The 20,652-nt window shown below is 65.2% G+C and carries 19 protein-coding genes; 14 read left to right on the top strand and 5 right to left on the bottom strand.

Annotated features, from left to right (window positions below; all coding sequences use genetic code 11):
• Positions 1 to 52: 52 nt before the first annotated feature.
• Positions 53 to 1,087 (top strand): LacI family DNA-binding transcriptional regulator, encoded by a 1,035-nt coding sequence (locus FJ977_RS05565; protein WP_140769275.1) that lies wholly within the window; start codon positions 53 to 55, stop codon positions 1,085 to 1,087.
• Here the strand turns inward: FJ977_RS05565 and FJ977_RS05560 are convergent.
• Both FJ977_RS05560 and FJ977_RS05555 read right to left on the bottom strand, forming a co-directional pair.
• Positions 1,075 to 2,025: an alpha/beta hydrolase gene (locus tag FJ977_RS05560; protein ID WP_140769273.1), complete on the bottom strand. Its 951-nt coding sequence runs from the start codon at positions 2,023 to 2,025 to the stop codon at positions 1,075 to 1,077. The genes FJ977_RS05565 and FJ977_RS05560 overlap by 13 nt on opposite strands.
• Positions 2,026 to 2,162: 137 nt before the next feature.
• Entirely contained in the window at positions 2,163 to 3,311 is a 1,149-nt protein-coding gene (locus FJ977_RS05555) for a Gfo/Idh/MocA family oxidoreductase (RefSeq protein WP_140769271.1), read from the bottom strand.
• A gap of 175 nt (positions 3,312 to 3,486) precedes the next feature.
• On the opposite strand from FJ977_RS05555, the gene FJ977_RS05550 reads away from it, so the two are divergent.
• The 10 genes from FJ977_RS05550 to ugpC are packed head-to-tail and all read left to right on the top strand — an operon-like array spanning position 3,487 to position 12,998.
• Entirely contained in the window at positions 3,487 to 4,833 is a 1,347-nt protein-coding gene (locus tag FJ977_RS05550; RefSeq protein ID WP_140769269.1) for an ABC transporter substrate-binding protein, read from the top strand.
• Between the two features lie 2 nt (positions 4,834 to 4,835).
• On the top strand, positions 4,836 to 5,768 hold the full coding sequence (locus FJ977_RS05545) for a sugar ABC transporter permease (RefSeq protein WP_140769268.1): 933 nt from the start codon (positions 4,836 to 4,838) through the stop codon (positions 5,766 to 5,768).
• Positions 5,765 to 6,601, top strand: a complete 837-nt coding sequence (locus FJ977_RS05540; RefSeq protein ID WP_140769266.1) for a carbohydrate ABC transporter permease — start codon at positions 5,765 to 5,767, stop codon at positions 6,599 to 6,601. The genes FJ977_RS05545 and FJ977_RS05540 overlap by 4 nt, the downstream gene beginning before the upstream one ends.
• A gap of 5 nt (positions 6,602 to 6,606) precedes the next feature.
• Complete coding sequence (locus FJ977_RS05535; protein WP_140769264.1) at positions 6,607 to 7,428, top strand: sugar phosphate isomerase/epimerase; 822 nt, start codon at positions 6,607 to 6,609, stop codon at positions 7,426 to 7,428.
• Between the two features lie 11 nt (positions 7,429 to 7,439).
• A complete protein-coding gene (locus FJ977_RS05530) occupies positions 7,440 to 8,516 on the top strand; it encodes a Gfo/Idh/MocA family oxidoreductase (RefSeq protein WP_140769262.1) in 1,077 nt (358 codons plus the stop codon).
• Entirely contained in the window at positions 8,516 to 9,334 is an 819-nt protein-coding gene (locus FJ977_RS05525; RefSeq protein ID WP_140769261.1) for a sugar phosphate isomerase/epimerase, read from the top strand. The genes FJ977_RS05530 and FJ977_RS05525 overlap by 1 nt, the downstream gene beginning before the upstream one ends.
• Positions 9,334 to 10,167 carry an alpha/beta hydrolase gene (locus tag FJ977_RS05520; protein ID WP_140769259.1) on the top strand — a complete coding sequence of 278 codons (834 nt, stop codon included), beginning with the start codon at positions 9,334 to 9,336 and terminating at the stop codon, positions 10,165 to 10,167. Before FJ977_RS05525 ends, FJ977_RS05520 begins: the two co-directional genes overlap by 1 nt.
• Entirely contained in the window at positions 10,164 to 10,886 is a 723-nt protein-coding gene (locus FJ977_RS05515; protein ID WP_140769257.1) for a ribulose-phosphate 3-epimerase, read from the top strand. The genes FJ977_RS05520 and FJ977_RS05515 overlap by 4 nt, the downstream gene beginning before the upstream one ends.
• Positions 10,883 to 11,905 carry an ROK family protein gene (locus FJ977_RS05510; protein ID WP_140769255.1) on the top strand — a complete coding sequence of 341 codons (1,023 nt, stop codon included), beginning with the start codon at positions 10,883 to 10,885 and terminating at the stop codon, positions 11,903 to 11,905. The genes FJ977_RS05515 and FJ977_RS05510 overlap by 4 nt, the downstream gene beginning before the upstream one ends.
• On the top strand, positions 11,898 to 12,998 hold the full coding sequence (gene ugpC, locus FJ977_RS05505) for a sn-glycerol-3-phosphate ABC transporter ATP-binding protein UgpC (RefSeq protein ID WP_140769253.1): 1,101 nt from the start codon (positions 11,898 to 11,900) through the stop codon (positions 12,996 to 12,998). Before FJ977_RS05510 ends, ugpC begins: the two co-directional genes overlap by 8 nt.
• Positions 12,999 to 13,068: 70 nt before the next feature.
• Here ugpC and FJ977_RS05500 read toward each other — a convergent pair whose 3' ends face one another.
• Positions 13,069 to 14,397, bottom strand: coding sequence for a dicarboxylate/amino acid:cation symporter (locus tag FJ977_RS05500; RefSeq protein WP_140769251.1), 1,329 nt, complete (start codon positions 14,395 to 14,397; stop codon positions 13,069 to 13,071).
• Between the two features lie 309 nt (positions 14,398 to 14,706).
• Between FJ977_RS05500 and FJ977_RS05495 the strand changes: the two genes are divergently transcribed.
• From FJ977_RS05495 to FJ977_RS05485, 3 genes are all read left to right on the top strand, one after another.
• The gene (locus tag FJ977_RS05495; protein WP_181179665.1) at positions 14,707 to 16,524 is read left to right on the top strand and encodes a sensor histidine kinase; all 1,818 of its coding nucleotides are present in this window, start codon (positions 14,707 to 14,709) and stop codon (positions 16,522 to 16,524) included.
• On the top strand, positions 16,521 to 17,903 hold the full coding sequence (locus tag FJ977_RS05490) for a sigma-54 dependent transcriptional regulator (protein WP_140769249.1): 1,383 nt from the start codon (positions 16,521 to 16,523) through the stop codon (positions 17,901 to 17,903). Before FJ977_RS05495 ends, FJ977_RS05490 begins: the two co-directional genes overlap by 4 nt.
• 68 nt (positions 17,904 to 17,971) lie before the next feature.
• On the top strand, positions 17,972 to 18,397 hold the full coding sequence (locus tag FJ977_RS05485; protein WP_140769247.1) for a GNAT family N-acetyltransferase: 426 nt from the start codon (positions 17,972 to 17,974) through the stop codon (positions 18,395 to 18,397).
• A gap of 4 nt (positions 18,398 to 18,401) precedes the next feature.
• Here FJ977_RS05485 and FJ977_RS05480 read toward each other — a convergent pair whose 3' ends face one another.
• Both FJ977_RS05480 and FJ977_RS05475 read right to left on the bottom strand, forming a co-directional pair.
• A complete protein-coding gene (locus FJ977_RS05480) occupies positions 18,402 to 19,517 on the bottom strand; it encodes an anhydro-N-acetylmuramic acid kinase (protein ID WP_140769245.1) in 1,116 nt (371 codons plus the stop codon).
• A gap of 10 nt (positions 19,518 to 19,527) precedes the next feature.
• The gene (locus FJ977_RS05475; protein WP_140769243.1) at positions 19,528 to 20,526 is read right to left on the bottom strand and encodes a serine hydrolase; all 999 of its coding nucleotides are present in this window, start codon (positions 20,524 to 20,526) and stop codon (positions 19,528 to 19,530) included.
• Positions 20,527 to 20,652 lie beyond the last annotated feature (126 nt).

Genomic DNA, 20,652 nt, shown 5'->3' with positions numbered 1-20,652 from the left:
TCCCGGCCGGAAAGTTTTCGGCGGGCGCGGGGCAAAGGGGCTGGAAATATCGATGGCGGAGAAGACCCACCGCACGATGGATGATTTCGCCAGGGCGTCCGGCGTATCACGGCCGACCCTGTCGAAATATTTCGACGATCCGGCGAGCGTGAAGCCGGCGACCCGGGCGCGCATCGAGGCTGCACTGCGTTCATCGGATTATCAGCCGAATGTTTTCGCGCGTAATCTCAACCGCAAGCGCACCCGCAATGTCGGCATTGTCGTGCCGGCGCTCACCGATCCATTCTATGCCGAAATGGTCAGCCGCATCGAACTGCGCTGCCGCGACGAGGGTTTCTGGCCGATCGTCATCTCCTCGCACGGTTCACCGAAACTGGAAGCGGAATCGGTCAAGACGCTGATGTCGCTGAAGGTTGCCGGCGCCATCGTCGCTCCGCTGGGGTTGGTCTCCGAACCCGGCGTCTTCGAGCGGATGAGCGAGGACATTCCGATCGTCTATTTCGACACCTACATCGAGGGCGACACGCCTTTCGTCGGCAATGACAACCATCAGAGCACGTCGACCATCGTCGACTATCTCTGCCGGTCGGGCGAGCCGCCGGTCTATGTCGACATTCCGCACGTCAACCATAATTCGGGTGAACGCCTGCGGAGCTATATTGAAACGATGCAGGCCGCAGGCTTGGAACCTGTCGTTCTCAAGGCGGCGGGCGACTACAGCTGGGATTTCGAGCGCATCGGCCATGAATGGATGGACAGGACACTCGAGAAGGGCGGCCTGCCGGCCCGCACGCTTTTGTGCGCGAACGACCGTCTCGCCTTCGGTGTCATGTCTGCCGCCTTTTCGCGCGGGCTGAAGATCGGCCGCCGGGCCGATTGCGATTTCCGTGTCGCCGCCCATGACGATCATCCGCTGAGCCGCTACACCTGTCCGGCGCTGACCACCATGGCGCAGGATTTTGCCGCCATGGCCGGCCGCAGCGTCGAGATGCTGCTGGCCTTGCTGGACGAGGCGGATTCCTCCGGGCAGGAGATGGCGCGCAACGTCAAGCTCGGCGCGACGCTGGTGATGCGTCAATCGGCCTGAGCGCGCGTCTGCAACTGCAGCCAGGCCGCCGCCTCGCTCACCGCTTGCCGCGCCGCCAGAATGTGGCGCCCCATCGAGACGAAGCCGTGGATCTGACCTGGCCAGTGCCGCAGGACCAGCGGCACCCCTTCGACGCGCAGGCGTTCGGCATAAGCCGTCCCTTCGTCTGCAAGGATGTCGTGGCCGGCGACCATGACAAACGCTGGTGCAGCACCAGCCAAGCTTGATGCAAGCAGCGGCGAGACGCGCCAGTCCGTGATGTCGTCCGGCGTTCGCACATAGTGGTCGCGAAACCAGGCCATGGTGGCGGCCGTGAGCCCGAAGCCGTCGCCGAAGCGCCGATAGCTGTTCGCCGTCTGGCGTGCATCGGTGTTGGGATAGATCAGGATCTGGGCGGCAAGCGGCGGCGCCAGCCCGTCCCGGGCGAGCAGCGCCAGAACGGCTGCAAGGTTGCCGCCGGCGCTGTCACCGGCGACGGCGATGCGCGCCGAGTCGATGCAGAGCTCTTCGGCGTTTTCCGCCATGAAGCGGAGCACTGCCGTGCAATCCTCGAGCCCGGTGGGAAACTTGTGCTCCGGCGCCAGCCGATAATCGGGGCAGACGATGACGGCGTTAGCCAGATTGGCCAGCCAGCGGCAGATCTCGTCGTGCGAGCAGAGATTGCCGATGACCCAGCCACCGCCATGCAGATAGAGTACGGCACGTGCCCGGGTTCGCGGTGCGCCGATGCCGCGATGGACACGGATCGTGACCGGGCCATTCGGCCCGTCGATCTGCCGCTGCGAGGTTGCCGCGACCGGTTCGTGCTCGCCCTGCTGCGTCGGGAAGGAAGCGCTGTAGGCGGCACGTGCCGCCGTCACGCTGCCGTTCTCGAACGGCTCGCCGCCGGCCGCACGGCCGATTTCGAGGGCGCGCAAGGCATCAGGATCGAGCGTCATCGCCATCTCCAACATGGCCGTGCCCAGAGCATGATGCCGAAAAGTGTGAAGCGGTTTTCGGACGACATCATGCTCTATCTGTTTGATTTAGAGACGGATTCAGATTTCAGGTCGATTCGACCTGAAATCATCCGGCTCTAGGCGAGCAGGCTGCTTGCCTCGTCCTCGGTCAGCAGCGCCGGCTGGACGGCGTCACCGGCAATGGCGACCGAGCTTTTGGTTTCGCCTGAGCGCAGGATCGCTTCCATGATCTCCAGCACATGCAGCGCCAGATTGCCGGAGGCACGAGGCGTTGCCCCTGTCTTCAGCGAGCGCACCAGATCGGCGACGCCGAGCATGCGGTAGTTGGCGCGGTCAGGTGCCGCATAGGGCCAGTTGCGGGCGCCGTAGAGTTCGCTTTCGCTGGCGAAATCCTTCCACTCCGCGCCGCGTTCGGACAGCGAGACGGTGCCGCCAAACGTGTCGGGATCGGGCAGGCGCAACGAGCCTTCCGTGCCATGCAGTTCGATCGGATGGTTGGAATGCTTGAAGACGTCCCATGAAGCGCCGAAAGTGACAGTGGCGCCGGAGCGGAATTCAAGCAGCGACAAAACGTTGGTCGGCGTGCCGACCTTGAAGGTGGTGTTTTTGAACGGTCCCTCTGCAGTGATCAGGCGTTCCTCCTGGCCGCGCGTCGCCATCGCCATGACGCGCGCGACGGGGCCAAGCAGATTGACCAGCATGGTCAGATAATAAGGCCCCATGTCGAACACCGGCCCGCCGCCCGGCTGGTAGTAGAATTGTGGGTTGGGATGCCAGTGCTCCATGCCGCGCCCCATCATGAAGGCGGTGCCGGTGACCGCGCGGCCGATGGCGCCCTCATCCATCAGGCGCCGTGCCCGGCGGCCGGCGGCGCCGAGGAACGTATCAGGCGCCGAGCCGAGCAGGACGCCCCGCTTGGCCGCTTCCGCCACCAGCCGCCGCCCGTCGCTGGCCGACGTCGCCAGCGGCTTTTCGGTGAAGACGTGTTTTCCCGCTGAAAGAGCCGAAAACGAAATGTCGAAATGCGCGGCGGGAATGGTCAGGTTAAGCACAAGATCGATCTCGGGGTCGGCCAGCAGCGCATCGACGCCAAGCGCCTCGATGCCATATTCCTTCGCCCGCAACGCCGCCATATCGGCGGAGATATCGGCGCAGGCCCGCAACTCGATTCCGCCGAAAAGGGCGGCATTGCGCAGGTAGGTCATCGAGATGTTGCCGCATCCGATAACGCCGATTGCGAGCTTTGCCTTTGATTCTGCCTGCATTTTCGATCGGTCCTCCCAACATGGTCATGCTTTGTCGAATCCACTGCCCTGACAATGGATCGCCTTCGAAAAACGCTATACAACATTTTAAATATTGACGCGCGTAAAATTTTTATAGACCATGCGGAAATGCTGGCGCGACATCGGGAGGCTGCCAGCCCTAGGAGGAGAGAAAATGACAGATATGAAAAAACGGCCGACCGCCGCACCTAAGCCTGTGGGGCATGTGACGATCGCCGATCGTCGCCAGTTTCTGATCGGTTCCGCCGGCCTGCTCGGCGCGGCCGCATTCGGGGCGGGGACGTCCCTTGGCATTGGCCGCGCCCGTGCCCAGTCGCGCGCCGAAATCAGCTTCGCCAGCGCGGCCTTCTTCGGCAAGGAGACCTTCGGCGACCTGATCAAGGCCTTCAACGAATCGCAGGACCGCATCCTGGTCAAGAACATCGAGCTGCCGCCGCCGAGCTCTTCGACCGAAGTCTACCAGGGTCTGGTGCAGCAGCTCGCCCGCCGCAACGGCACGCCCGATGTCTTCAGCCAGGACGTGATCTGGATCGCCGGCTTTGCCGCCGCCGGATGGGCGCTGCCATTGGATGAGTATTTCCCGGCCGACAAGCGCAGCGCCTACTTCACCGGAACCCTCAACGCCTGTACCTATGGCGGCAAGCTCACGGCCCTTCCCTGGTTCATGGATTCGGGCATGTTCTATTACCGCAAGGATGTGCTGGAAAAGCACGGCGGCAAGGTGCCGGAAAACTGGGCCGACATGGCCACCATCGCCGCTGCGGCGCAAAAGGCCGGTGATGTCGACTTCGGCTATCTCTGGCAGGGCAAGCAGGCCGAGGTCCTGGTCTGCGACGCCGTCGAGATCATCACCTCCAACAATGGTGCGATCCTGGCGCCCGACGGCAAGTCGTCGCTGATCAACCAGAAGGGTGCGGTCGAGGCGATCCAGTTCCTGCACGACACCATCGCAACCACCAAGATCAGCCCGCAGGACGTGCTGTCCTGGGACGAGGAGCCGTCGCGCCAGCCCTTCACCTCGGGCAAGGCGATGTTCATGCGCAACTGGTCCTATGTCTACCCGATCGCGCAGGACGCCAAGGCTTCGCAGGTCGTCGACAAGGTTGGCGTGGCACCGCTGCCGTCATTCCCCGGCGGCAAGAGCTCTGCCTGCCTCGGCGGTTACCAGCTTGGCGTCAATGCCAACTCCAAGCAGCGTGAGGCCGCGATCGAGCTGCTCACCTGGCTGTCGTCGACCGAGACCCAGCACCGCATCGCGCTGAATTTCGGCCTGGCGCCGACACGGCCGGCGCTATTCCAGGACGAGCAGATCAAGAAGGAACAGCCCTTCATGGCGAGCCTGGAGAAAGTGTTCACCGGCGCCACGGCGCGGCCGATCACGCCGCAATACGCCAAGGTGACGCTCGCCTTGCAGTCCGGCATCTCCAAGGCGCTGGTTTCCGGCAAGGTCCAGGCCGAAATGGACGCGCTCGCCGACCAGATCAACAAGATCGTCGCCTGACCATGACCGCGGCCGCCACCATTCCAGGCGCTGGCCGGCCGCGGCGGCTTGGCAGGGCGCTCCCCAGCGCCTTCTGGGCCCTCATCCTGCTGACGCCGGCCTTCGTGTCGCTGGCGTCGGTCTCCTTCTACCCGATCGTCAACGGGCTCTATCTTTCGCTCACCAACACCTCGCTGATCACGCAGGATCAGGATTTCATCGGCTTTTCCAACTATGTGCAGCTGTGGGGCGACCCGCAGTTCTGGAACGCCTGGTGGCACACAATGTGGTTCACTGCCGCCTCGACGGTGCTGGAGACGGTGATCGGGCTCGGTATGGCGCTGATCCTGTGCGAAGCCTTCAAGGGGCGAGGGCTCGTCCGCGCCGCCATGCTGGTGCCCTGGGCGATGCCTACCGTCGTCACCTCAAAGATGTTCGGCTGGCTGTTCGACGGCCAAAACGGCATCGTCAACTACATCCTCCTGCATGCCGGGCTGATCGACCAGAACATCAACTGGTACGGCTCACCCGACACGGCGATGATCACCATCATCATCGCCGATGTCTGGAAGACGACGCCGTTCATGGCGCTGCTGCTTCTGACCGGCCTGCAGACGGTGCCCAATTCGTTGATCGAGGCAGCGCGCATGGACGGCGCCAAGGGCTGGATCACCTTCTGGCATATCCGCTTGCCGCTCCTGATGCCGACCTTGCTGATCGCCGGCCTGTTCCGCGCGCTCGATGCCTTCCGCGTTTTCGACCTCGTCTATGTGCTGACCGGCGGCGGTCCCGCCGATTCCACCGAAACGCTATCGACGCTGTCCTACAAGGTACTCTTCTCGACGCTGCAGTTCGGCTACGGCTCGGCCGTGTCGACAGCGATGTTCATCACCGAGGGCCTCATCGCGCTGGTCTTCGTCGTCTATCTCGTCCGCCAGATCAGGAGGGCGGGATGAACGATACGCGCTCACCGCTGCAGACGTTCCTCATCTATGCCGGCGCCGTGCTGATCCTCGTCTGGTCGGGCGGACCATTCCTCTGGCAGTTCTCGACGTCGTTCCAACTCGACAAGATGCTGACCTCGGGATCGCCGTCACTGATCCCGCATCCCTTCACGCTGGAGCATTATTACAACGCCTTTTTCGAGAAGCAGCTTCACCGCTACGTCTGGAACTCGCTGGTGGTCTCGCTGGCAACGACGTTCCTGTGCCTGTTTGTCGGCTCGCTTGCCGCCTTCGCGCTTTCGCGGCTCAACATAAAGGGCCGCTTCGGCGTCCTCATGGTCATCCTGTCGGTGTCGATGTTCCCGCAGATCGCGCTGGTCGGCCCGCTCTATCTCGTCGCCACCAATCTCGGCCTGCTCGATACCTACACGGCGCTGATCATCACCTACCTGGCGCTCGGCCTGCCGCTCGTCACCTGGGTGCTGTTCGGCTATTTCGAGACGCTGCCGCGCGAGATCGACGAGGCGGCGCGCATGGATGGCGTCAGTGTCCCTGGCCTGCTCTGGCGCATCATCCTGCCGATGTCGCTGCCGAGCCTGGTGACGACGGGCCTGCTTGCCTTCATCACCGCATGGAACGAATTCCTGTTCGCGCTCGCCTTCACCTCCAACATCGACCGGCAGACGATCCCGGTCGGCATCGCCAACTTCACCAACCTCTATTACGTACCCTGGGGTGACATCGCCGCGGCCTCCGCCGTGGTGACGGTGCCCTTGATCCTTCTGGTGCTGTTCTTCCAGCGCCACATCATCGAGGGATTGACCCAGGGCGGCGTCAAGGAATGAACGACATGACACAGACGAAGCTCAAGGTCGGCTGCCAGACCTTCACCTGGGAAATGCTTGGAAAAGCCTGGACCGGCGGCCCCGACGATCTGTTGAAAGCGATCGCCGATGGCGGCTATGCCGGCATCGAGATCACCGACACCATGATCGGCCGCTACGCCGACCGGCCGTCGGAGTTCGCCGCCGCGCTGAAATCCTCCGGCCTGACGCTCGTCTCCTTCGCCTTCGGTTCGAAGAGCGGTTTCACGCTCAAGGAGGAGATCGGCGCCGACCTCGAGGCGGCGCAGCGCTGGATCGATTTCGCTTCCGCCTTTCCCGGCGCGCTGGTGTCGATGGGGTCGGCAACAGTGGTGTCCGAAGGGCCGCGCGACGACAAGTTCGCCATCGCCGCCGAGGTTTACAACAAGGCCGGCGAGCTTGGCCGCAAGGCTGGCGTCCAGGTGGCGGTGCATCCGAGCTCGCACCACAACACGCTGCTGTTCGACCGCGCCGATTACGACAGGATCTTTGCCTTGCTCGACCCCGCCCTGGTCGGCTGGGTGCCGGACACCGGCCACATATTGCGCGGCCACAAGGATATGGCCGACACGCTGCGCACCTATCGCGACCGCATCCGCTATATCCATTTGAAGGACGTCGACGCCAACGGCACCTGGGCGATGCTGGGCAAGGGCGTCTGCGACACGCCTGCGGTCATCGAGATCGCAAACACCGCGCCAAACTTCAACGGCTGGCTGGTGCTGGAAGAGGAATCCGAAACGGCCGCCGCCGATCCCGCCGGCGCGGTCAAGACCAATCGCCAGACAATGCGCGGCTACGGCGCCTGAAGAACGAGACGATGATCAAGAAACAAGACAGACGCCTGAGAGTCGGTGTGCTCGGCTGCGGCCCCATCGCGCAGTTCGCGCATCTGCAGTCCTGCGCGAAGGCCGGAAATGCCGACCTCTACGCCATCTGCGACGCGGCGCCCGATCTGCTCGCCCGCATGGGCGCCACCTACGAGCCGCGGAAGATGTATGCCGACTATGACGCGATGCTCGCCGATCCCGAGCTGGAGGCGGTGATCGTGGCGACGTCTGACGCCTATCACGTGCCGATGTCGATCAAGGCGCTCGACGCCGGCAAGCATGTTCTGTGCGAAAAGCCGATCGGCACCTCTGTCGAGCAAGGCGAGGCTCTCGCGGCAGCGGTGAAACGCTCCGGCAAGGTGCTGCAGGTCGGTCACATGAAGCGCTTCGACCCGGCACTGGAGGCGGCCCGCGACTTCGTCCGCGACGAGATGGGCGAGGTGCTGGCGCTGAAGGCCTGGTATTGCGATTCCACCCATCGCTACACCAACACCGACGCCATTCAGCCGCTGCCCGTCACCAGCAAGCTGGCGAGGAAACCTTCGGGCAATCCAAAGGCCGACTTGCGGCAGTACTTCATGCTGGCGCACGGCTCGCATCTCGTCGATACCGCGCGCTTCCTGTGCGGTGAGATCACCGCCGTGCGCGCCCGCCTCAACGAGCGCTTCGGCGCCTATTGCTGGTTCGTCGAAACCGAATTCGCCAGTGGCGCGCTCGGCCATCTCGATCTTACGGTGGCTGTACGCATGGACTGGCACGAAGGGTTTCAGCTTTATGGCGAGAACGGTTCGGTCATCGCCAAGACATTCAACCCCTGGTACTTCCGCGCCAGCGAGGTCGACATCTTTCATGAGAAGGACGCGACCTCGCGCAAACCGCTCGGCGCCGACGGCCACTTCTTCCGCCGCCAGCTGGAAGGTCTTGCCGATACCGTACTGAACGGCGCGCCGATGCGCGGCGCCAATGTCGAGGACGGCATCGCCTCGATCCGCGCCATGGTGGCGATTGCGCGCTCGGTTGTATCCGGCGAGCGGGTCGAGCTCACCTCGGTTTCGGGTTCGGTCTGATGCGCCTCGGCATCTTCGCCAAGACTTTTACGGGCAGCGACCCGGCCGCTGTGCTGGCTGCGGTGAAGCAGGCCGGATACGAGACGACGCAGTTCAATCTCGCCTGCGCCGGCCTGCCGTCGATGCCGGATGCGGTACCAGCGGATGCTATCGCTTCCATCCGTGCTGCCGCGCAATCATCAGGCGTTTCGCTCGCAGCGCTGTCGGGCACCTACAATATGGCGCATCCCGACAAGGCCGTGCGCGACGATGGCCTGCGGCGCCTTGCCGTCGTCATCGAGACGGCTTCTGCCCTGGATATTCCCTTGGTCACGCTCTGCACCGGCTCGCGCAATGCCGCCGATCAATGGGCTTATCATCCCGACAATGCCACACCGGCCGCCTGGTCCGACATGGCTGCCGAGATGGCGAAGGCGCTGGCGTTGGCGGAAGAAGCCGGCGTCGATCTCGGCATCGAGCCCGAGCAGGCCAACATTGTCACCTCCGCTACCGATGGGACGCGCCTGATCGCCGACATGGGCTCCAGCCATCTCAAGATCGTGCTCGATCCGGCGAACCTGTTCGAGCACGCGACGCCGGACGAAGCGCGTGCGATCGTTGCGGACGCGATCGAGGAGGCCGCCGGCCACATCGCCATGGCGCACGCCAAGGACCGGCATGGCGACGGCCGCTTCGCCACGGCAGGGCAAGGCATTGTCGATTTCTCCGATCTCGTCGCGCGGCTGAAGGGAGTGGGTTTCGACGGTGCGCTCGTCACCCACGGCCTGTCCGCTGATGAGGCGCCTGATGTCGCCGCCTTCCTGCGGGGACTGCTCTGATGAGCGCCGTGCCTACGGTCATGCGTCGCGACGATGCCGCCCTTCGTGTCTTCGACACGGAGCAGGGCAGGCTTCCCGTCGTCTTCCAGCATGGCCTCGGCGGCGATGCCAATCAGGTGGCGCAGAATTTTCCTGACAGCCCGTCACGCCGCCGGCTGACCGTCGAGTGCCGTGCGCAGGGCGGCTCCGGTGCTGGCAGCAAGCGTCCGTTCTCGATCGCGATGTTCGCCGATGACGTGTTGGCCGCCGCCGATGCGGCCGGGCTTGACCGCTTCATCGCCGGTGGCATCTCGATGGGGGCAGCGATCGCGTTGCGGCTTGCCGCCTACCACCCGGACCGCGTGCTTGGCCTGGTGCTGGTGCGTCCCGCCTGGGCCTTTGCTGCGGCGCCGCAAAACATGTGCCCTTACACGGAAGTTGCGGACCTCATCCGCCGACGTCCACTGGCTGAGGCCCGCGACGCTTTCGCGTCCTCCGCGACATCAGCCCGCTTTCGCTCAGAGGCGCCGGACAATCTCGCCTCGCTGCTCGGCTTCTTCCAGCGCGAAAACGCTGATGTCTTTGCCGAGGTGATGCAGGCGATCGCCAATGACGGGCCTGGCGTGACGCGGGCGCAAGCCGCCAGCTTCGTAATACCCACGCTCATCATCGGCAGCGGCATCGACCTCGTCCATCCCCTGGCGACCGCACGCGAACTTGCCGAGACCATCCCCAATGCGGTCTTCGCCGAGGTCACGCCGAAAGCCACCGACAAGGATCGCCATTTCGCCGAAATCCGCGCCGCCATCGGCGGCTTTCTCGACAGAAATTTCAACAATCAGGACCAATCATGACTTCAAAGCCTCTGTCAGGCCCGGCCGCCATCGCCGCATTGCCGCGCGATCGTTTGATCGCCGAATTCTCGCTCTGGTCGGCCAACCTGGCCAATTTCGAGAGCGACTTGAAGCGCATCGAGCCCTATGTCGATCTGCATCACATCGATGTGGCGGACGGCCATTTCGCTCCATCCTTCCTGTTCTTCCCCGATCTCGTCGCCCGCATTGCCGGCCTGACCGCCAAACCCATCCACGTCCATTTGATGGTCGATGCTGCAATCGTCGAGGCGCAGACGCGCCAGTTCATCGAGGCCGGCGCCGACATGATCAGCGTCCATGCCGAAAACGGCGAAGCGGGGTTGCGCGCCGTGCGGCTGGCCCGTGAGCTCGGCGCCGAAGCCGGCGTCGTATTGAGGCTGGAGACGCCGGTCGAGGCGGTGAAGCCTTTCGTCTCCGAGGTCGCCTTCGTCACGCTTCTGGGCACCGCGATCGGCGTCAAGGGCCAGGGCCTGTCGGAGACCGCCTGCGACAGGCTGGGTGCTGCCCGCGCCATCCTGCGAGAAGCTGGTCGCGAGGCTGCCGTCGTTCTTGCCGCCGATGGCGGCATCCGCCACGAGACCGTGCCGCTGCTGCGTGCCGCCGGCGCCGAGACCGTGGTGCTTGGTTCGCTTGCCTTTGGCGACAAGGATCTGGGCGGCCGCATCGGCTGGCTGCATGGGCTGAAGGTCGCGGCATGAGCACTGAAGCCGCCCTCGCGATCGATCTTGGCGGCACCGAGCTTCGTGCCGCGCTGGTCGACCGTGACGGCAAGATCCTGGCCTTCGCCGCCGTGCCGACACAGGCGCAGGCCGGCCCCGAAGTGGTGATCGGCCAGATCGAGGCGCTCGCGGCCACCGTGCATGCCGAGGCGCCGGGGCTTGCCATTGTCGGCGTCGGCGTCGGCGCGCCCGGACCGCTCGATCCGCTGGCCGGCATCGCCGTCGGGCCGCCGACGCTGGCCGGCTGGCAGGACGTTCCGCTGGCCGACATCCTCGAGCGGCGGCTTGGCCTGCCGGTGCGGCTGGAGAACGACGCCAACGCCGCGGCACTTGGCGAATGGCGCTTCGGCGCCGGCCATGGCGCACGCTCGCTGGTCTTCATCACGGTCTCGACCGGCATCGGCGGCGGTGTCGTCGCCGATGGGCGCATCCTGCACGGCCGCCGCGGCCTTGCCGCGGAGATCGGCCATATGACGATCACCAATGAAGGCGAGCGCTGCATGTGCGGCGTCGTCGGCTGCTTCGAGGCCGTTGCTTCGGGCACGGCACTTGGCCGCCGCGCCAACGCCGCGACGTCGGCATTCGATGGCTCGACGCTGCGTCGCCTCTCGGCCAACGCCGAGGTTACGGGGCGCCACGTGGTCGAGGCGGCGCGGCTGCAGGACGATCTCGCTTTGGCCCTGCTCGAGGAGGAAGCGCGCTGGCTGGGCGTCGGCTTCACCAATCTTCTGCATCTTTATTCGCCCGACGTGCTGGTCGTCGGCGGCGGCATCGGCAATGGCCTCGACCTGATGCATCCGGTCATCGAGGCGACCATTCGGCAACGCGCCATGCGCGCCTATCGCGACGTGCCGGTGGTCCAGGCGCAGCTCGGCCGCCATGCCGGGCTGGTCGGCGCCGCCAGCCTTGTGCTGTTTGATGATTTGGGTGCGTTGGCGGCCCGCATGCCTGTCGGTCCAAGCACCTACCCGGACAAGAGGAGGGACTTCAATGGCTGAACTCAAGCTGCGCGGCGTGCGCAAGTCCTATGGCAATGCCGAGGTCATCAAGGGCGTCGATCTCGATGTCGGCGACCGCGAGTTCGTCGTCTTCGTCGGCCCGTCCGGCTGCGGGAAGTCGACGCTGCTGCGCATGATCGCGGGCCTGGAGAAGATCACTGCGGGCGAGCTCATGCTCGACGGCGCCCGCATCAACGAGGTCGATCCCTCCGAACGCGGCCTTGCCATGGTGTTCCAGTCCTACGCGCTCTATCCGCATATGACGGTCGCCGAGAACATGGGCTTCGCGCTGAAGATCGCCGGCCTGCCGGTGGCCGAGCGAGACGCCAAGGTCAAGGCCGCCGCCGACGTGCTGCAGCTGTCGCATCTGCTCGGCCGGCGGCCCAAGGAACTGTCCGGCGGCCAGCGCCAGCGCGTCGCCATCGGCCGCGCCATCGTGCGCCAGCCGAAAGTCTTCCTGTTCGACGAGCCGCTGTCGAACCTTGATGCGGCACTGCGCGTCAACATGCGGCTGGAACTGATGCAACTGCACGAGCGGCTCGCCGCCACCATCGTCTATGTCACGCACGACCAGACCGAGGCGATGACCATGGCCGACAAGATCGTCGTCCTCAATGGCGGCACGATCGAGCAGGTCGGCTCTCCGCTCGATCTCTATAACCGCCCGGCCAATGTCTTCGTCGCCGGCTTCATCGGCTCGCCGAAGATGAACATGCTGCCGGTGCGGGTTGTCTCGACCGATGGGAACGGCGTTGTGGTTGCCTTGCCGGGCGGGGCCAGCCTGGTTGTTCCGGCCGCGGCGGGCGCGCTCGCGCCGGACAGCGAACTGCTGCTTGGCATCCGGCCGGAGCATATCCGCATCGCCGATGCCGGCCAGTTCAAGGGCGAGGCGGTGCTGGCCGAACGGCTCGGCGGCCTGACCATCCTGCATGCCGATATCGGCGAGACGGCCAGGCTTGTCGTGCAGACCGAAGGCACCGACACCACCCCGCTGCACAGCCCCATCGCGATGCAGGTCGATCCGTCCCACTGCCATCTGTTCGCCGCCGATGGCAGAGCGCTGGCGCCGCTCGGTAGAGTCGTGGCCGCCTGACGTCTTCGCGGCATGAAATGGCCGGAGGCGGTGATGCCTCCGGCCATTCGCTATCGTGCGCTCCTGCGGATCATTCGGCGGGAACGATGTCCGCCGGCAGGCTGTCATCGACTGTTCCGGCCAGGGCCCTCGCCAGCTTCGCCTCGTCGAGTTCGCCTTCCCAGCGCGCGACCACCAGCGTGGCGACGGCATTACCGATGAAGTTGGTCAGTGCCCGGCACTCCGACATGAAGCGGTCGACGCCGAGGATCAGCGCCATGCCGGCGACCGGCACGGAGGGGACGACCGAAAGCGTCGCGGCGAGCGTGATGAAGCCCGCCCCGGTAATGCCGGCGGCGCCCTTGGACGAGAGCATCGCCACCAGCAGCAGCAGGATCTGGTCGGCGAGAGAGAGATGGATGTTCGTCGCCTGCGCGATGAACAGCGCGGCAAGCGTCATGTAGATGTTGGTACCGTCGAGGTTGAAGGAATAGCCGGTCGGGATGACCAGGCCGACCACCGAGCGCTTGGCGCCGGCCTTCTCCATTTTCTCCATCAGCGAGGGGAGGGCGGCTTCGGACGAGGAAGTGCCTAGCACCAGAAGCAGTTCTTCCTTGATGTAGCGCAGCAGCGACAGGATGGAGAAGCCGTTGTAGCGGCAGACCGCGCCCAGCACGACGAACACGAACAGCAGCGACGTCGCGTAGAATGTGCCGACCAGCATGGCGAGGTTGATGACCGAGCCGATGCCGTATTTGCCGATGGTGAAGGCCATGGCGCCGAAAGCGCCGATGGGGGCTGCCTTCATCAAAACGCTGACCAGCTTGAACATCGGCGCCATCAGCGCCTGCAGGAAGTTGAGCACCGGCGCGCCCCTGTCGCCGACCAGTGCCAGCGCGATGCCAAACAGCACCGAGAAGAACAGCACCTGCAATATGTCACCATCGGCGAAGGCGCCGACGATCGTGCCGGGAATGATGTTCATCAGGAAGCCGGTGACCGACTGGTCATGCGCCTTGGCGGCATAGGTGTTGACGGTCGAGGCATCGAGGGTCGCCGGGTCGATGTTGAAGCCGGCGCCCGGCTGCACGACATTGGCGACGATGAGGCCGATGATGAGCGCCAGCGTCGAGAAGGTGAGGAAGTAGAGCATCGCCTTGCCGGCGACGCGGCCGACCTTCTGCAGGTCGCTCATGCCGGCGATGCCGGTCGCCACCGTCAGGAAGATGACCGGGGCGATGATCATCTTGACCAGCTTGATGAAGGCGTCGCCGAGCGGCTTCATGCTCTCGCCGATCGACGGATAGTAATGGCCGAGCAGGATGCCGACGGTGATCGCCACCAGCACCTGCACGTAGAGTTGGGCATAGAGGGGCTTGCGCTGCGCGGCGGCCGCGCCCGATTGGTCTGCGATGTGCATCGAACTCTCCCTGGCCGGATGGACGGAACCCGTCCTGCGTGACTTCTCCCATCGCGGCGTTCCGGTCGCCCGCCGCTGGAAGGAGTTTTGCAAGCGCTGTGCCAGATCGGGGAAAGGCCGGAATCCCGGGATTCCGGGCGTTCTTCAGCGGCCTTCGATGGAGGCGTGTGCGGATTTCCGCACAGGAGGCGATTGCTTGGGCGGAATTTCGCATTAGAGTGTGGCCTCAGGGCCGCGAAAAAAGGGAGAGGGCAGACGCCGCAGGCACGCACTGATAGCGGCTCAGCCGGGTTTGCCGGCGGCGAACCGCTGCGCGAGGCGGTTGGCCGGCTGCGCGATGGCCGCTGGCTTGTCGTCATTATCGCCCTTGCGATACTGGCCGGCGCGATCGCCATCGCGGGGCGCATCGCCACCGGCCAGGCGACCAGTGACCTGCGCGACACGGCACTTGCCGCCCTGCCGCTGGCGGCGGGAACGCTGACAGGCGAAATCGAGAAGCAGCGCCTGGTTCCCTTGGTGCTGGCTCGCGACGATGCCGTGCGCGGGGCGCTGCGCCGGGCCGGGACCATGCAGGAAGCGGCCCTCAACGACAAGCTCAAGGCGATCGCCGGCGATGCCTCGGCCTCCGCCATCTACGTCATCGACACGGCGGGCATCGCGATATCGGCCAGCAATGCCGGCGAGCCGGCGAGCTTTGTCGGCATCGACTATAATTTTCGCCACTATTTCAACGAGGCAATGGCGAAGGGCTCCGCCAGCCAGTATGGCCTGGGCACGATCAGCGGCCGGCCGGGTCTCTATCTTTCGAGTCGCGTGGACGACAACGGCAAGCCGCTGGGCGTCGTGGTGTTGAAGGTCGAACTCGACGGTGTCGAGGCCAATTGGCGCTCCAGCGGGTTCCTCGTTTTCGTCACCGACGAACGCGGCGTCGTTCTGGCCACCAGCCAGCCCGAATGGCGGTTTCATGCGCTGGCGCCGCTCTCCGCCCAAGATGCCGCCGCTGCCCATGAGCAGCTGCAATTGTCCGATGCCGCCTTCGAACCGCTGCCGATGCGGCGCGGTGCCGGCGACGGCCTGGCGACGATCGAGAGCTCGGGAAAGCCGCGCCAGTTCGTCGAGGTGGTGCAGGACCTGCCCGGTGCGGTCCCCGGCTGGCGCCTCTGGCTGTTGACGCCGGCGGACGCCGCCCTCTCGTCCGCCGCCAACACGGCGCGCCTGACGACGCTGCTCGGGCTGCTGCTGACCGGCCTGCTTGCCTATGTGCTCACAAGGCGCCGCCGCACACGCCGGCTGCGGCAGGAGGCGCTGGCGCGCATGAATGCCGAGCTCGAAAGCCGGGTATCCTCGCGAACCGCCGAACTGACACGCTCCAACGCCGCACTCGCCGGCGAGATCGCAGAGCGCGAGAGCGCCGAAGCCAAGGTCCGCCGGCTGCGCGACGATCTCGCCCAGGCCAACCGGCTTTCCATCCTCGGCCAGATCGCCGCCGGCGTCGCGCACGAAATCAACCAGCCGGTGGCCGCCATCCGCACCTATGCCGAGAATGCCGGCCGCTTTCTCGAAGGCGGCAAGACCGAATCGGCAAGCGGCAATCTGACCTCGATCGTCTCGATGACCGAACGCATTGGCGCCATCACCAGCACATTGCGCACTTTCGCCCGCCGCGCGAACGTCGCCGCTTCGCCGCTGCCGGTGCGCGAGGCAATCGACGGCGCGCTGTCGCTGCTGTCTGGCCGCATCCGCGATTCCGGCGTCACCATCGTCAAGCCACGCGGCAACGCATCGCCGATGGTGATGGCAAGCCGCATCCGGCTGGAGCAGATCCTGGTCAACTTGTTGCAGAATGCACTCGACGCCATGAAGGACCAGCCCGCTCCCCGCATCGAGATCGACATTGCGGAGCGCGACGACAGGGTGCTGATCTCGGTGCGCGACAACGGCCCCGGCCTCGGGCCGGAAGCGGCCGGCAATCTGTTCATGCCGTTCCAGACCACCAAGGAGAAAGGGCTCGGCCTCGGGCTGGTGATCTCGCAGGAGATCGCCCAGGAATTGGGCGGCACGCTGCGGCTCGATCCCGACAGTGCCAAAGGCGCATCCTTCACCATTGATTTGAGGCGAATTGAATGAACGAGGGATCGGGGCTCGTGGCGCTCGTCGACGACGATGCCGACCTGCTGCACGCCACCACGCAATTGCTCGAACTCGCCGGCTTCACGGTGCTAGCGCGCGATGCCGCCGAGGCAGCGCTTGCCACCGTCGACAGGGACTTCGACGGCGTGGTCGTCAGCGATATCCGCATGCCGGGCATGAACGGCCTGCAGCTGTTCGATCGCATCAAGGCGATCGATGCGGACATACCCGTCATCCTGGTCACCGGGCATGGCGATGTCGATCTTGCCGTCGCCGCGCTGAAGGACGGCGTCTATGATTTCATCCCAAAGCCCTATGCCGGCGATCGCCTCGTCGAGGCGCTGAAACGGGCGAGCGAGAAGCGGCGGCTGGTGATGGAGAACCGGCGCCTGCGTGAAGCCGCGGCACAGGCTGCCGACGGCCTGCCGCTGATCGGCGAAGCGCCTGCCATCCGCCGCCTGCGCGAAACCTTGCGGCAGATTGCCGACATGGATGTCGATGTGCTGGTGGAAGGCGAGACCGGGACCGGCAAGGAAGTGGTGGCCGACCTGCTGCACCGGTGGGGCCGGCGCCGCACAAAACCCTTCGTGGCGCTGAATTGCGGTGCTCTGCCCGAGACCGTCATCGAAAGCGAGCTGTTCGGCCACGAGGCGGGAGCGTTCACAGGCGCGCAGCGGCGGCGGATCGGCCGCGTCGAGCATTCCAGCGGCGGCACGCTTTTCCTCGACGAGATCGAATCCATGCCGCCGGCTCTCCAGGTCAAGCTGCTGCGGGTGCTGGAGACGCGCAGCCTCACGCCGCTCGGCTCGAACGAGACCCGGCGCCTCGATCTCAGGGTCGTCGCGGCAACCAAGGTCGATCTCGGCCGGCCCGATCAGCGCGGCGATTTCCGCGAGGACCTCTATTTTCGCCTCAACGTGGTGACGCTGCGCATTCCGCCGCTGCGTGAGCGGCGTGGCGATATCCCCATGCTGTTCGGGCATTTCCTCGGCAAGGCGGCGGAGCGCTTCGGCCGGCCGGTCGCAAAGGTGAACGCCGCGGTGAGCGATCATCTCCAGTCGCATGACTGGCCGGGCAATGTGCGTGAGCTTGCCCATTTTGCCGACCGCGTGGCGCTCGGTCTCGGACCGGACGACGAAGCCGAGGCGCCCGCGCGGCTGCCCGAACCCTCGGCCGCGTTGCCGGAGCGGGTCGGGCAATATGAGGCACAACTCATCCGCGACGCGCTGCGCGACCATGGCGGCGATGTGCGCGGGGCCATCGATGCGCTCGGCGTGCCGCGCAAGACATTCTACGACAAGCTCAAGCGCTACAGCATCGCCGCATCCGAATTCCGCAATGGTGGAGATACGCAACCTGTTCGAGAGCCGACATAGACATTGCGCCAGGGCCTTGCGCCTCGTAACGCTCCACTCCCATCCAGCCGAGCTTTCCGGAAAGAGCCATGAAGACGAACCTCGAAACAACGGCAAACCCCTTGCCGGAAGAACTGGCCTTTCTCGGCGAGCGCCTGACGGCATTCAACGACGGCGATGTCGGCGCGTCCGAAAGGAAAGCGCTGGCTGTGTTCGTACGCGATGAGGATGGCGCGGTTGTCGCCGGCATTTCGGGCTACACGGCCTGGGGTTGGCTTTACGTGCAATGGCTGTGGGTCGACGAAAGGCTGCGCGGCCAGCACATGGCCGGCAAGATGCTGGACGCGGCCGAGCAGGAAGCCGTGGCGCGTGGCTGCCATGGCGCCTTGATCGACACCTTCAACCCGAACGCCGACAAGGTCTACCAGCGCCAGGGCTATCAGCCCTTCGGCGAGCTGGCCGATTTTCCGGTCGGCCGCAGCCGCATCTTCCTGCAGAAGAAACTGGTTGGCTGAGTGATCAGCCCGCCAGCCGCCCGCCGCGCATCGGCTGCGGCGCGCCGGTGGTGCTTGGAAAACTGATCGGCAGGCCGCGCAGCACGCGCACCGCGAGGAAGGCAAAACACTCGGCCTCGACAGCGTCGCCGCTCCAGCCGAGGCTTTCGGCCTGCACCACATCGACACCGGCGCGGCTGGCGAGCATGGCCATCATCGTCGGGTTGTGGCGACCGCCACCGCTGACCACCAGCTTTTTCGGCCGGTGTGGCAAGAGGTCAAGCGCCTTGCCGACGGCGCCGGCGGTGAAGGCAGTGAGCAGGGCGGCTCCATCCTCGGCATCGAGGCCATCCGCCATCGCGGCGCCGAAGTCGAACCGGTCCAGCGACTTGGGGTAGGGCTTGCCGAGATAGGGATGCTGCAACAGCTTGGCCAGCCTTGCTTCGTCGACCGTCCCCGCCCGGCCAAGTGCGCCGTCGCGGTCCATTTCCCCGAGCCCCTTCGACTTGATGAAATCGTTGAGCGGCGCATTGGCGGGTCCGGTGTCGAAGGCGACGACATTGTCGGCACCATCCCACCAGGTGATGTTGGCGACGCCGCCGAGATTGAGCACGGCGACCTCGCCGCTCGCTCCGGCGCTGCGCATCAGCGCGGTGTGATAGGCCGCGGCCAGGGGTGCGCCTTGTCCGCCGGCGCGCATGTCGGCCGAACGGAAATCATAGGCGACCTTGGTGCCCAAAATGGCGTGCATCAGCTCGCCGTCGCCGAGTTGCCGGGTCTGGCCGAGCCGTCCGACCTGCGGCGCGCGATGCAGCACGGTCTGGCCGTGGAAGCCGACGACGCCGATATCGGCCATCGTCATGCCGTAGCCCTCGACCAATTCCTTCACCGCTGCCGACTGGGCATGCGTCAGCGCTTCCTCGGCTGTGCGGAAGATCGCCGGTTCCGGTCCGACAAAGTTCCAGGCCCGTGCAGCCGTCAGCGTCTCTTCCAGCAGCGAGCGGATCGATTGGGGGTAGGGCATCAGCCGGTAGGTGCCGAAATCGTCGATCCGCTCGCCATCGGTCTTGATCAGCGCGACGTCGATATTGCCGTCAAGCACGGTGCCGGTCATCAGGCCGACGGCCCAGATTGGTTCCATCATCTAGCTCCTAAAGTCCATTGACGAGATCGCCGACCGTCTGCCGAAGCGAAACAATGCCGCTGTCGAAATGACGTGTCGGATGGATCCGGTTGGTGAGCAAGGTCCAGGCCTTGCCCTTGTCGAAATCGATCCACAGTCCGGTGCCGGTGAAGCCGGTATGGCCGATCGTTCCGGGACTGCACGAGGAGCCACCGGACCAGCCCTCGTAAGGGCGCTCCCAGCCATGGGTGCGGGTGGCGGACAAGGGCGTGCGCATCAGCGCGATCGAATTCTTGGAAGCGCCGGTCAGCAGCTCCTGCGCGAAATCCAGCACCGAGGCGGCTGTGCCGAACAGGCCGGCATGACCGGCGCCCTGCAGGGCCGAGCAATTGTCGTCATGGACTTCGCCGGACAGCACGCGATGACGCCAGGTGCAGTCCTCGGTCGCCGCGGCGACATCCGGCTCCGTGGACCATGCAAAGCCGGGGCCGGGATCCAGGTCGCGGATAGCCTTGCCCGAAAGCCGTTCCAGCGCAAAGCCGAGCAGGATGAAATTGATATCGGAATAGACGGGGTCACGGGCGCGCCATTCGCGCTGCAGGATGAAGGCGCGCAGCAGGTCGGGGTCACGCCCGTAAGTGTAGATCGGCTCGACGGCGGGGAAGGGCGTTTGATGGCCGAGACACTGGCGGAACGTCACCTTCCGCTCCCAGGCCGATTGATCGTACTGGCGAAGATCGGGCAGCAGCGAAATCAGCGGAGCGTCGAGATCGATGACGCTGTCTTCGGCCAGCGCCAGGATGCGCGGCGTGGTGAAGATGATTTTGGTCAGGGATGCCAGGTCGAACCAGGTATCGGCGGTCATCGGCCGCTGCTTGGGCACGCGTTGCGCGGAGCCGATTGAACGGGTGATGCGGTGGCCGTTTTTGTCGACAATGCCGAGCACGCCGCCGGGGATACGACCCTCTGCTACAGCCGCTTCCAGTGGTTGAAATGCGCGGTCGAAGAGTTGGGTGAGGGTGCTCAAAGGCAGCCTCCATCTGAAAGGCCGCGATCCTTGGCGCCCCCCTCTGGCCTGCCGGCCATCTCCCCCACTAGGGGGGAGATTGGATGCGTCACGGCCTTCGCCAATCGCCAGCGTTGCAGAAAAGGC

The organism is Mesorhizobium sp. B2-1-3A, assembly GCF_006442655.1.
Lineage (GTDB): Bacteria > Pseudomonadota > Alphaproteobacteria > Rhizobiales > Rhizobiaceae > Mesorhizobium.
Note: the sequence above shows the minus strand (reverse complement) of the source record. Positions and strands in the feature narration are given on the sequence as shown.